This window comes from Algoriphagus halophilus, assembly GCF_041729275.1.
GTDB classification, from domain to species: domain Bacteria; phylum Bacteroidota; class Bacteroidia; order Cytophagales; family Cyclobacteriaceae; genus Algoriphagus; species Algoriphagus halophilus_A.
In genome coordinates, this window is record NZ_CP146486.1 from 809,675 (window position 1) to 822,386 (window position 12,712).

The window sequence follows — 12,712 nt, forward strand, 5'->3', positions numbered from 1 at the left end:
AAGAACATTCGACGGACATTGAACACCATACTCAAAATTAATATTTAACATGAAGTTTATGTAAAGAAACCAAAATCAGGTCCCCTTTTTCTATTTGAAAACTTATTTTTAAGGAAATAAAAACTGTTTACCATCCATGAAATTGTCCCTCACACTTTTCCTTTTAGCAATGCTCGTTCAAATTCCTTCTGGTTTTGCTCAAAAATCCTTCCATCAAAACAAAGTAATTGCCCACCGGGGCGCTTGGAAGTCAAAAGGACACCCACAAAATAGTCTTGCATCCTTGAATGAAGCGGTGTCTTTGGGTTGTGAGGGGTCGGAATTTGATGTTTGGATGACAGCGGATGGAATACTCGTGGTCAACCATGATGCAGACTTCATGGGAATGCCGATAGAAACCAGCACCTATGATCAACTGTTGTCCAAAACGTATGAAAATGGTGAAAAACTGGCGACGGTCGAGGAATACCTTGCCGAAGGCAAAAAGCAAAAAGGCACCAAACTGATTTTTGAAATCAAACCATCCAAAATTAGTGTGGCTAGATCGGAGGAAATAGCGATCAAATCTGTGAAAGCCGTTAAAAAAATGAAAGCCAGGAAATGGGTGGATTACATCACTTTTAGCTACGAAGGGGGACTGAAAGCCATTGAAACAGATCCTAAGGCAAACGTTGCCTATTTAAGCGGAGATAAAACCCCAAAAGAACTGAAGGAAGCAGGTTTTTTGGTTTTGATTACAATATTGGCGTATTAAAGAAAAACCCTCATTGGATTCAAGAAGCGCAAGAACTAGGGCTCACCGTCAATTCCTGGACGGTCAATAAAGTGGAAGATATGAAATGGCTGTTGGAACAAGGGGCAGATTTTATTACTACTGACGAACCGGCATTACTGCTGGAACTCATCCAATCCAAATGATATCCTTTTTTGGATTGAGCAAACCTATCTATGCTATTTTTTAGGTTTGCACCACTTATTTTTTGATGCATTTGTTCGGTCTATATTTTTTTATCACCCCTCTCAGGCCGCATTAAGGAAGGATTTTCGATTTTTTCAAATCCATTCGTCTACAGATAGCTGCAATTCGTCGATAGATAATTCAGTGTGACCGAATAGTTCAGTTTCATGGTTTTCAAAATGATGAAATTTGAAGAAAAAAGAGGGAAAGTCTTGCTATTAGAAGATGTTTTATTGGAGCAACTCAGATTTCAAAGGACCATAGAAATTCTGAAGCTCGGGATCGATCTAACCATTGCAAATAATGGCAAAGAAGGAATCAGCCTTTTGAAAAACGAAGAAACAATCCCTGACTTGATTTTAATTGACATCAATATGCCAGGGCAAAATGGAATTGAATTTTTGAAAGAACTTAAATCCATTTCCCATCTCAAAAATATAAGAACAGTTGCTTTCACCACATCCAATGATCCCCAAGTCATTGACATGTGCTACGAAAATGGAATCTCGAGTTTTATTCACAAACCTATGAATCCCAACCAATATAAAGAAACAGTAAAGTTGCTAATCACCTATTGGAAGTTAAACATCCGATAATAACAAAAAAGGAGAGTAAGTTGTTTGTCACCCAAGCCTTGCCCCTCACCAAAAAATCTTTATCAAAGATGACAAATCCAAACGACTTATATATAACCTACTCCGGATTTGCCAATAATGATCAAATCATTGATAGCTATGAATTGATTCATTCCTTGATAACTGAATTTGGGGGGCAGGCTTCCTTCCGTTTTCTGGTGGACCCCACACTCCCCATGATCAAGGGTGATCGTGATTTTATTATTGGGGTTTTTAAAGATTTTATTCTTAAAACCATTTCGGAATTCAAACAACATTTAGGGATCGTCAACGTCGTGCATATCAAAGACCCGAAATCCTGGATTTTTGCATTCTCCATTGACCAGAAATCCTCTGCAAACGAAAAACCATCAGCTCCTGAAATTATAGACCCTATTCAGGAATTTAACCTGGCCATTTCAAAAAAGGCATTACAGAATTTAAGTGAGGTACCCTCAGTAATAGCATATCTTTAAATAGAAAAATTATGGAAACTCCATCTTTACACTATCTGAAAGAGTTGTCTTGTGGAAATAGACTATTTGAGAAAAAAATCCTAAAGCTATTAATTGAGGAGTTGCCTATGGAGTATAAAACTTATAATCAGGCAATCAAATCCAATAATTATTTCTGGGCATCTGAAACCGTCCATCGAATCAAACATAAAATTGCCTTTTTCCAAATGCAAAACGCCCTAAATATCACTGAAAAGCATGAATCTGCATTAAGATCGGGAAAACTAAATTTTCAAGAAGAATTTCAGGATATAGTAACTAAAATACTTAAATTTCTACCTGAACGACCAGAGTAGACATGACCTGCATAATTGTTGACGATGAAAATGTGTCAAGAGAAATATTAAATTTTTTATGTGAAAAGGAGCCCGGTGTAGAAGTAGTTGGTAATTTTTCGAATGCGATGGATGCATTTCGTTTCCTCAATAAGGAAGATGTTGACCTGATTTTTTTGGATGTTCACATGCCAGGTTTTACAGGGTTTGATTTTATCCAAACCTTAAAAACCCTCCCTATGTCATCTTGACCACCTCAGATCAAAATTCTGCAATTAAAGCATTTGAATACGAAAGCATTATTGATTTTTTAACCAAGCCTATTGATCCCGATCGATTTAAAAAATCCGTCAAAAAGGTGTCTAAATTACTTGAATCAGGAAGTCCTGTTTCCAGTAACCCCAAAAAGCCTAAGGCCAGTAAAAATCAATTATTCATCAATATTGATAAGCGACTCATAAAAATCAATACCGAAGAAATTGATCTGGTAGAAGCAAGTGGGGACTATGTACTGATCAAAATGGAAAAAATGGATTATAAAGTACATACCTCATTGACAAAACTTAAAGAAAAATTGCCTTCAGATACTTTTTTCCAGGTTCACAGATCGTATATCATCAATCTTAAAAAGATCGTAGATATCCAAGACAATACGGTATTGATTCATAAATCAGTAATCCCTATCAGTAGATCCAAGCGAGGAGAACTCATGGGAAAATTAAACTTAATTTAAGTCCTGAGGCTTTAACTTCATCTAATACTATCTTCTTGAGACTGAATTTGATTAAGAATCATTTTAATCTCTTTTTCCACTTCAGTTAATTGATGCTCTAAAGAAGGTTTGTCCAGTAACTTAAGCTTTTCAATTTCAGCAGCCATTTCCGATAAATAAAACATCCCTGAAGAAACTGCTGTACCATATAATTTATGTCCTGCCTCTTTCAATCCTACCAAATCCTCAATCAGCAGTTTTTCCTTAAGGGCAGTAAAAGAAGTGGTCAATTCGGACTTTACAATCTTTAAAATCCCCTTCAAAATCTCCATATTATTATCCGTGTAAGCAATCAAGACTTCCTGATCATAATGACTTTTTGAGGATACTTCTGGTTCATCAAAGTCTAAAGAATCCAGCTTTTGAAGTGGTAACCATTTTTGAAAAATTTCATGAAGTGTCTCTTCTACTACAGGCTTCACCACAAAGTCATTCATTCCTGCCTCTAAACACTTCTCTCGCTCTCCCTTTACATTTCCAGCAGTCAATGCCACAATAGGTACCCGCTCTCCATTTTTTAAATCTCTTATTTTTTTGGTTGCTTCATAGCCATTCATCTCTGGCATTTGAACGTCCATCAAAATGATATCTGGCAATTCTTCTTCACAATATTCCAAAGCCTCTTTACCATTGACAGTCTTAATTAGAATTGCATTAGGAAAGGATCTCTTGATAATGGTTTCTGCCAGCATCATATTGACCATATTATCCTCCGCAACCAATACCTTATAATTCATGTCTTGTGAGGGAACTTCATTTTCTACCTTTTTCCCTAAATCAAATTCACTAGTATGAAGTCTCGAAAGTGCATGGTAGAAATCCTGTAATTTGAGTGGCTTAATCAAGCGATGTTTTACCCCTAATTCCTGGCATGCTTGTATGATTTTCTGATCATCTGAAGAGCTATGCAACAACATAATAGGCATGTCATCCAGATTATCCACAAAACTCTCTTTGATCTTTCGAATAGTTTCCAAGCCATCCATGAATGGCATATGGTAATCCATCAATACTACGTCAAACTTCTCTCCTTTTGATAAAAGTTGAAGAGCTTCAAAACCATTGGTAGCTTCGGTGGCATGAATGTTCTTCAACAACAACATCTGATTGACAATCAATCTATTATTATCATTATCATCCACTACCAACACATTTTTAATCTGATCTACATCAAACCATTCAATCGCTTCTCCCTGTTCCGTTTTGAAAGTGACATCAAAGAAAAATGTGCTTCCTTTTCCAACTTCTGATACCAATTGAAGTTTTGATCCCATTAAACCTAAAAGACTATTGGAAATGGTTAGACCAAGACCTGTTCCTCCGTATTTCTTAGTCGTGGAACTATCCTCCTGGGAAAATGCCTCAAAAATCTTTTTCTGTTTTGAAGCATTGATCCCGATTCCAGTATCTCGAACAGAAAAGCGGATTTTATTAAAATCACCTTCTGAATGAAGGTTTTCTATTTTCAATTCTATCTCTCCTTTTTCTGTAAACTTAGAAGCATTGCCCAGTAAATTCACCAATACCTGCTTTAATCTGACTGAGTCGGCATAGATAAATCTTGGTAAATCGGTTCCAATATTCAAAAGCATTTCCAAACCTTTGTTTTGAATTTGGTATGTGATGATATCCGTAGCTTGGGAACTCATTTCATAGAGGTCGCACTTTTCAATATCAATTTCCAGCTTACCTGCCTCAATTTTTGAAAAGTCCAGAATATCATTGATGATACTTAATAGAGCATTGGCAGACTGGTTGACGATCGATAGATATTGATGTTGGGTTTCATTTAAATTGGTTTTCAACACCAAATCTGTGAACCCAATCACGCCATTCAGTGGTGTCCTAATTTCATGACTCATATTCGCCAAAAATTCAGATTTGGCTTTACTCGCTTCTTCTGCCTGTAGCTTTGCATGTTTGAGCTCTTCACGCTGAGCAATCAAGGACGTGATGTTTTGGGTAAAAACCATCATCCCACCAATTTCTCCATTGTGAAGGAACCAAGGTCTCATCTCCCAGGATATATATCTTGGTTGTGTTTCCCCAGGAAATAAGATTTTCTCTTCCTTATTAGTTAACACTTCCCCACTTAATACCCGATTATAATTAGCGATTCTTTCTTCATTCATCAATTCACTAAAGAGATCATAATGTGAATTTCCTAAAACCTCTTCAGCTTTAAAGTCGTATTCTTCCTCCCATCTATTACTCACAGCAATATACCGCATGTCGGTATCTAACATGGCCACTGCTGCCGGAGTATGCTTCACAAATGCCGCTAGCCTGCTTTTTTCATTGATCAGATCAATCTCAATGTTCCGCTTCTCTGTAAAATCAATAGCTATTCCCAAATAACCGATACTTAACTGGTCGGGGTCTTTAATGGGAGTAACGACCAAAGAAACCAAACGCTCTTCTCCGTCCTTTCGAATGTAGGTCCAATCTCGTTGTTCAGAACCGTCTCTTTCCGGTCTGGCGATAAAGGTTTCAAATCCAGAAATAGGCCTACCGAATTCCTCCGAAAGTTCTTCCGCAACTTTCTCAACCTCTTCTTGGGAATGAATGATACTAGGAGTATGCTTTCCAACCATTTCTTCGGAAGAATAACCTAGCATCTTTTCAGCTCCCTTATTAAAAACGGTAATTACACCTTCTACATCTGTAGCAATCACACTTACTTCCGAAGAGGCATTAAATACGTCATCTAATACTTTCCTGGCTCTGGAAGCCTCCAATTCAGCTCTTTTTGTTTCATCAATATCCTGAAACGTCCCAAACAGCCTTACACATTCCCCGTTTTGAAATTCTGGCTTTCCAATTGCTCTAACCCAGATTTCCTTTCCTTTATAGGTAATCAATTGCAAATCCAAACTCCATGGAGTCCCATGTTGGATTGCTTCTTCCAAGGCTTTGGTAATCTTATACCTACTCTCTCCCTCTTTGTAAAATTCAATTCCTGTTGTAATATCCGGTACAAAGTCCTCAGGAACTTCGTGGATCAGCCTAGTAACGGGTGTCCAGGATATTTTCTGATGTACCAAATCAAAGTTCCAACCTCCTACCCTGGCTACTTTACCAGTCTCCTCCAGCATCTGCTTGGTCTCTTTGAGGTCCTCTTCAAGCTTGGCCCTCGTAGTAATATCTATTGCATTACCGATCACATACTGAGATTCATCAACTCCACTTTTTTCAAGGACATTATTGAACAACCAAGTTCGGATAGTCCCATTTTTATGCATCGTCAACATTTGACCGCTGGCTTTTCCGTTTGTGGAAATGGCTTTTAAATACCCATTTACCTCATGATGTCTTTCTTGAGGTACGATATCAAATAAACTTCGAGAAAGTATCTCTTCAACGCTATATCCCAATATTCCTGCCCCTGAAGAGTTTACAGAAAGGAAATTTCCTTCTAAATCATGGGTACACATCAAACCTTGAGAATTTTCAAAGAAAACTCTCAATTTCTCTTCACTCTCTGCCAATTTTAATTCGCGAGTTCGTTCATTGGTGATATCTCTCCCTATAGCGAATATGCTTCCTGTTTCAGGCTCTGGAGAAGCTGTCCATTGTAAATATTTAAAGGTACCTTCACTGGTATTAAATCGATGGGTGAAATTGATGGTGGGAAGTCCTTCTGAAAGTTTTTCAATTTCTTGTTGAGTCTTCTGTAAATCCTCTGGGAAAATCATTTCAAAGAATGATTTCGTTAATAGAGTCTTCTCATCCCAACCCAAGATTTTCTGAAATGAAGGGCTTACTTTTTAAAAAATCCATCTACTCCAGCAAGACATACCAAGTCTGAGGATAACTGGAATAGCTTTTCAAAATGATCAAGTTCTATATTCTTTTTTCGATCCTTCAATAAACTCTGCAATCCCCCAAAAGCGTCATCAGACTGGATTTTTGATCCTCATTGATCTCAACCACCTGATGGTTTAACATTGCCAAAGCTCCTAAAACATAACCTTCTTGGTCCTTTATTGGACAAGCAGCATAGTATTCAAAACCCCTTTCTTTTAAAGAAGCTGGAAAGTTTTCATCCCCTGAATTGAATGATATAAACGAAGTTTCTTGGTGAGCACCAAAAATTGAATTTAAATCCAGTGACTCTATCGCATCAATATCCCCAAAAACTGATTTTATGAAGGTGTTTTTCTCTTCAAAAAAATAGATCAAGGCAACAGGCACATTACATAGCTTACTGGCAAGTTTTGCAATTCCATCAAATTCTTTCTCTTTTTCAGTAGTTAAAATCTGATAACTCTTCAATGAGTTTATTCTGGAACTATCTCCAAGTAGAGATGGGGTATTCATCATTTTTGAGGGATTACAATAAACTAATCAAGAGGTTGGCCGGGTTGTTTTCCTCTTAATTACCAAGTAAATTATCAGGCTAATTTTACATTAAAAAGTCTAAATTCTTAAAATTTTAAGGGAAAATAATCAATATTTTTTAACACAAGATTTCACCATATCATTTCTAGATTATACGCTTACAATTATGTATTTCACCTAAATAAATCACTAAGTTCTTTGCTAGAAAGAAATATTGTTTCACCCCCAATTTTTTGATCGCACCACAATTTCAGGATAATTTCAATCTATATTCCTTATATTTCTTCTGATAAAATCAACCCAATAGATAGCCAAATTTTCAATTATGAAATCTTCTTTTAAAGTTAAGCTATTCAGCTTATCACTTTTTATTGTCTTTTCTACTTCAAGTTTCATTTTCGCCCAAAACTCTAAACCCAATTTCATCATCATTTTTACTGACGATCAGGGTTATGGAGATATAGGGATCTTTGGACATCCCACCATCAAAACTCCAAACTTGGATCAAATGGCCATGGAGGGACAAAAGTGGACCAATTTCTATGTGGCAGCAAATGTCTGTACCCCCAGCCGATCTGCAATTATGACGGGAAGACTTCCAGTAAGAACCGGGATGTACAGCAACACCAGAAGGGTTCTTTTTCCAGACTCGGATGGAGGACTACCAAGTTCCGAAAACACCATCGCAACCTTGCTAAAAACCACTGGCTATGCCACCAAAGCAATCGGGAAATGGCATTTGGGTCATCTGCCCCCTACCTCCCCACGAACCATGGATTCGACTCTTACTTTGGCATCCCGTATAGCAATGACATGGACCGAATCAACGATGTTTCCGCTAAAGAGGCCTTCGCAAATCCAAAATACAATTATTTCAACGTTCCCCTGATGAGGGACACGGAGATTGTGGAAAGACCCGCCGACCAAAATACGATCACCAAACGCTATACAGAAGAAGCCATTCAATACATCCAGGAAAATAAAGACCGGCCCTTCTTTATCTATCTGGCTCACTCTCTCCCCCATGTGCCATTATTTGCAAGCCAAGGATTCTTAGGAAGCAGTGAAAGAGGATTATTTGGAGATGTCATTGAGGAAATTGATTGGAGCGTGGGGCAGATCCTAACAACACTTAAAAAAGAAGGCTTAGATACCAACACCTACGTGGTCTTTACTTCAGACAATGGTCCTTGGCTTGTTTACAATGAACAAGGGGGAAGCAATGGAGGCCTTTTCGGGGGAAAAGGCACTAGTTATGAAGGTGGAGTCCGTGTGCCCACTATCATTTGGGGCCCCGGAAATGTGGAACCAGGGGTCGTATCAAAAATTGGAAGTACCCTGGATTTGTTGCCTACCTTTTGCAGTTTATCCAACACAGTCAAACCAAACGATCGGGTTTATGACGGGTTTGACTTAAGCCCTGTATTGGCAGGAAAAGATGAAACCCCAAGAAATGAAATGTTTTATTATCATGGAGATCGATTATTTGCCGTAAGAAAAGGGGATTACAAACTCTATTTTTACCAAAACAACCCCATGGGCTATCCTGCCAAAGTCGAAAAACTGGATACGCTTCAACTCTTTAACTTGGCCCATGACCCTTCCGAGAGGTTTAATATCGCTTCGGAAAACAGTCAAATCATTGAGGAAATCCAAGCCTTGATCCAGACACATCAATCCAATATGACCTTTGGTCCTACACAATTGGAAAAACGAATTGAAATGGATTAAGTACTGATTCGTTTCTTAGGTATGGGAGTATTATTTGGACGTGTCAAGGCTGTTTAGCTTTGACACGTTTTTTTGGTATGCTTCCTTCTTTTGGATTCTCCTATACTACTTACTGCTTTCCAAAAGGATACTCACTTTAAAAAAGCACTTCTAAAAAACTCGTTCTATTTTTATTTAGATTTTTTCTAAACAATTGTTTTAGAATTAATCTAAATAAATAACTTTGCAGTCGAAATCAATTACCCAATCAACTATAAAATGATGAAGTTTTTAAAAAGCCCTCAATTCCTTTTGGGGTTAACCCTATTAGCTGCAACCTCTTGTGAGAATGAAACCACAGAACCCAACCTTCGATCTGAAATAGGCTATGGTGAACTGAACGCCACCGAGGCCTACTCCACTCAATTTTTGGATCAATCTGGAAATTCAACGGTGGATCTAACTGAAGGTACTATTTCATTAAGCATGTTTCAGTCGATGGATAATTACATAAAATCCAGCGTCAGTACTAATTCAAGAATTGATCAAAGCCTTTTATCAAACCTCTTCAACAATACTGGATCTTCTTTTACACAAATAGAGGTAAAAGGAGGCTTATTCAATGCTTCTGACCTGGTTAATTCTGAAGTTAGTATAAGTGAAAGAGTGGCTCCATCCAGGTCACAAGCTGAAATTCTAGCCACCCAGGCCTATTTTGAATCCCTATTTGAGGAAATAGATGCAAACAGTTTATCCATCAATGAAGAAGCATCCATCAACCAAGCAGGTAAACTTGGAAGTTACCTGTTAAATGACAAGGGGATTGAAGTAGCACAGGTCATTCAAAAATCTCTTTTAGGGGCATTCCAGTTGGACTTTATAGGAAATGTCCTTCTAAACGCTGGGCTGAATGCGGATAACTCAACACTTGTTTCGGATAAAAACTATACCCAACTGGAACACAATTGGGACTTGGCCTATGGCACACTTACGCTGAACCCTATCTATTTAGAAGGATTTTCTGATACTGAAAAAGGTCCTGTTTCTGAATTCGGAGCAGGAGCTTACATCTGGGAATATAATAAAAGCGGCTATGCGAAAATCTATCCTGCATTTCTGAAAGGAAGAGCTGCCATCGTCAACAACGACTTGGCTGAAATGGAAAACCAGGCGCTTATCATCAGACAGGAATTCGAAAAATCAATTGCAAATGCAGCCCTTGGCTATTTGGGTAAATGGAGATCCAGTACCACAGAAGAAAAAAGAGCACATGCAATCGGTGAAGCCTTGGGATTCATTTATTCACTGAGATTTGCCAGTACTTATCAAGCAGATGCAAATTTCTCTGATTCTGTGATCGCTGCTCTAATCAATAGTGAAAATGGTTTCTGGGATATAGATGCAGCTAAAATCAATGCTGCAGAAGCTGCCATCAAATCAAAATTCAACTTGTAAGAATTCATATCATCAGGCCGGAGGAGTTCCGGCCTTTTATTCCACCTTAAACACATTGGAGATGAATTACGGAAAGTACCCTATTATTCTCTTTTTGTTGGCTTTGCTTTTCGGTTGTGTTGACTCAACTGATGATCAGGATGTTCCTGAAGAAAACAGCGATCGAAAAGAAATGCTGAAGTTTTGGGCAGAGGAAATGATCATTCCTTCATATACAGCCTTTGATCAAGACCTGCAAAACATGGTAATCAGTGCCGATCAATTTGTGAACAGCCCCACTGAGTCCAACCTTCAAGCGTTAAGAAATACCTGGGTGCAGGCCTATGTTTCCTGGCAACATGTAGAATTATTTGAAGTAGGTCCTGCGGAAAAATATACCTTAAGGAACTTTTACAACATTTATCCCACCAATGTTTCAGGAATTGAATCCAACATCGGTTCCTCCACATTGAATTTGAACCTTCCCTCTACCTATGACCAGCAGGGATTTCCAGCCTTGGATTACCTGATCAATGGTGTGGCAGAAGAGGACAGCAAAATCCTGGAATTTTATACAAACTCAGACAAGGGCGAAGATAGACGTGCTTACCTGAACGCGCTGGTTACCAGAATGGAAGTACTACTCAATCAGGTAATCACAGATTGGAATGGTCCTGCCAAAGAAGAGTTCATTTCAAAGACTGGATTGGATATAGGTTCTTCCACAGCTTCCATGGTCAATGCTTATGTGCTTTATTATGAAAGACATGTGCGTAGCGGCAAATTTGGTATTCCTTCCGGAGCAACTTTGGCAAGTTCCGGCACCCCAAACCCAGAAAAAATTGAAGCTTTTTATAAGCAGGACATCTCTCTTCAATTGGCGAAAACTGCCCATCAGGCATTCACCGATTTCTTTAACGGGAATGCCAATGGCAAACATGGTCCTTCCCTGAAATCCTATTTGGTAGCCATCGGCGCCAAAGACCCAAGTACAGGGAAATTATTGTCTGAATACATCAATGAACAATTGACAGTCATCAGCAATCTCCTCAATGGATTATCCGAAAACCTATACCAGCAAATCATCACGGATAATGACTCCATGATCCAAGTGTACCAGGAAATGCAAAAAGCTGTAAGACTTCTGAAAGTAGATATGACTTCAGCAATGAGTATTACGATCACTTACTCGGATAACGATGGTGACTGATTTGAAAACAAGGTTTTCATCTTATTTAAACCAAACATCTTCTCCAGCAGCCTTAGTTGTTTTCAGAATGATGTTTGGTTTATTGATGTTTCTAAGCCTCTTGCGATTTTGGCTTAAAGGCTGGATACACCAATTATATATTGCACCAAAACACCATTTTAGCTACTACGGATTCGAATGGGTACAACCGGTGGGGCAATATACTTACCTCCTTTTTTTAGTAGGGATGATTGCTGCTTTGTTGATAAGCATAGGCCTTTACTACCGATGGGCTGCCCTCCTCTTTTTTTAAGCTTCACCTACATTGAATTGATGGATAAGACGACTTATCTAAACCATTATTATTTTATTTCCCTCTTAAGCTTCTTATTGATTTTTCTTCCTGCAAATGCCTACTTTTCTGTAGATGCCTGGAGGAAACCCAGTCTCAATTCTTCCAAAATCCCCTCTTGGTGTACTGATTCCATCAAGTTCATGGTCATCATTCTTTATTTTTTTGCAGGATTGGCAAAACTCAACAGTGATTGGCTGTTTTTAGCTCTGCCCATGAAGATTTGGTTACCGGCAAAAAATGACCTTCCTCTGATCGGAACACTATTGAATGAAACTTGGGTTGCATACCTCTTTAGTTGGATCGGATGTATCTATGATTTAAGTATTGGATTTCTCTTGCTCTATACTCCTACCAGGAAATTGGCCTACGCCTCTGTCATTGTATTCCACCTGCTCACTTCTTTGCTTTTTCCGATAGGAATGTTTCCTTATATCATGATAGGTACGGCACTGATTTTTTCTCCCAGGACTTTCACCTTCGCATCATTCATAAAATTGGAGGAATACTGCATGCCTCTTCCTCCTTTTTAAATCCCCAAAGATCTTTCAG

General features: G+C 38.4%; 11 protein-coding genes and 2 pseudogenes. 11 read left to right on the forward strand and 2 right to left on the reverse strand.

Annotated features, from left to right (window positions below; all coding sequences use genetic code 11):
* The first annotated feature begins 136 nt into the window (after nucleotides 1–136).
* The 7 genes from V8V91_RS04345 (at nucleotide 137) to V8V91_RS04375 (ending at nucleotide 3,095) form a co-directional block, all read left to right on the forward strand.
* Nucleotides 137–754, forward strand: coding sequence for a glycerophosphodiester phosphodiesterase (locus V8V91_RS04345; protein ID WP_373398942.1), 618 nt, complete (start codon nucleotides 137–139; stop codon nucleotides 752–754).
* A 17-nt stretch (nucleotides 755–771) separates the two neighbouring features.
* Entirely contained in the window at nucleotides 772–918 is a 147-nt protein-coding gene (locus V8V91_RS04350) for a glycerophosphodiester phosphodiesterase (RefSeq protein ID WP_373400615.1), read from the forward strand.
* Between the two features lie 219 nt (nucleotides 919–1,137).
* Nucleotides 1,138–1,554 (forward strand): response regulator, encoded by a 417-nt coding sequence (locus tag V8V91_RS04355; protein WP_373398943.1) that lies wholly within the window; start codon nucleotides 1,138–1,140, stop codon nucleotides 1,552–1,554.
* A gap of 68 nt (nucleotides 1,555–1,622) precedes the next feature.
* Entirely contained in the window at nucleotides 1,623–2,048 is a 426-nt protein-coding gene (locus V8V91_RS04360; protein WP_373398945.1) for a hypothetical protein, read from the forward strand.
* A gap of 11 nt (nucleotides 2,049–2,059) precedes the next feature.
* Nucleotides 2,060–2,383: a hypothetical protein gene (locus V8V91_RS04365; RefSeq protein WP_373398946.1), complete on the forward strand. Its 324-nt coding sequence runs from the start codon at nucleotides 2,060–2,062 to the stop codon at nucleotides 2,381–2,383.
* Between the two features lie 2 nt (nucleotides 2,384–2,385).
* A complete protein-coding gene (locus V8V91_RS04370) occupies nucleotides 2,386–2,613 on the forward strand; it encodes a LytR/AlgR family response regulator transcription factor (protein WP_373398947.1) in 228 nt (75 codons plus the stop codon).
* On the forward strand, nucleotides 2,610–3,095 hold the full coding sequence (locus V8V91_RS04375) for a LytR/AlgR family response regulator transcription factor (RefSeq protein ID WP_373398948.1): 486 nt from the start codon (nucleotides 2,610–2,612) through the stop codon (nucleotides 3,093–3,095). Before V8V91_RS04370 ends, V8V91_RS04375 begins: the two co-directional genes overlap by 4 nt.
* A 17-nt stretch (nucleotides 3,096–3,112) precedes the next feature.
* Here the strand turns inward: V8V91_RS04375 and V8V91_RS04380 are convergent, their stop codons facing one another.
* Together V8V91_RS04380 and V8V91_RS04385 are read right to left on the reverse strand one after the other, a co-directional pair.
* Nucleotides 3,113–6,874: a PAS domain S-box protein gene (locus tag V8V91_RS04380; RefSeq protein ID WP_373398949.1), complete on the reverse strand. Its 3,762-nt coding sequence runs from the start codon at nucleotides 6,872–6,874 to the stop codon at nucleotides 3,113–3,115.
* A gap of 124 nt (nucleotides 6,875–6,998) precedes the next feature.
* Nucleotides 6,999–7,457 (reverse strand): hypothetical protein, encoded by a 459-nt coding sequence (locus V8V91_RS04385; protein ID WP_373398950.1) that lies wholly within the window; start codon nucleotides 7,455–7,457, stop codon nucleotides 6,999–7,001.
* Nucleotides 7,458–7,800: 343 nt separating this feature from the next.
* Between V8V91_RS04385 and V8V91_RS04390 the strand changes: the two are divergent.
* The 4 genes and pseudogenes from V8V91_RS04390 (at nucleotide 7,801) to V8V91_RS04405 (ending at nucleotide 12,693) form a co-directional block, all read left to right on the forward strand.
* Nucleotides 7,801–9,206: pseudogene (locus V8V91_RS04390) on the forward strand (sulfatase).
* 258 nt (nucleotides 9,207–9,464) lie between these two features.
* Nucleotides 9,465–10,640 carry a DUF4856 domain-containing protein gene (locus tag V8V91_RS04395; RefSeq protein WP_373398952.1) on the forward strand — a complete coding sequence of 392 codons (1,176 nt, stop codon included), beginning with the start codon at nucleotides 9,465–9,467 and terminating at the stop codon, nucleotides 10,638–10,640.
* A gap of 61 nt (nucleotides 10,641–10,701) precedes the next feature.
* On the forward strand, nucleotides 10,702–11,829 hold the full coding sequence (locus tag V8V91_RS04400) for an imelysin family protein (RefSeq protein WP_373398953.1): 1,128 nt from the start codon (nucleotides 10,702–10,704) through the stop codon (nucleotides 11,827–11,829).
* 85 nt (nucleotides 11,830–11,914) lie between these two features.
* Nucleotides 11,915–12,693, forward strand: a pseudogene (locus V8V91_RS04405) (HTTM domain-containing protein).
* Nucleotides 12,694–12,712: the final 19 nt, after the last annotated feature.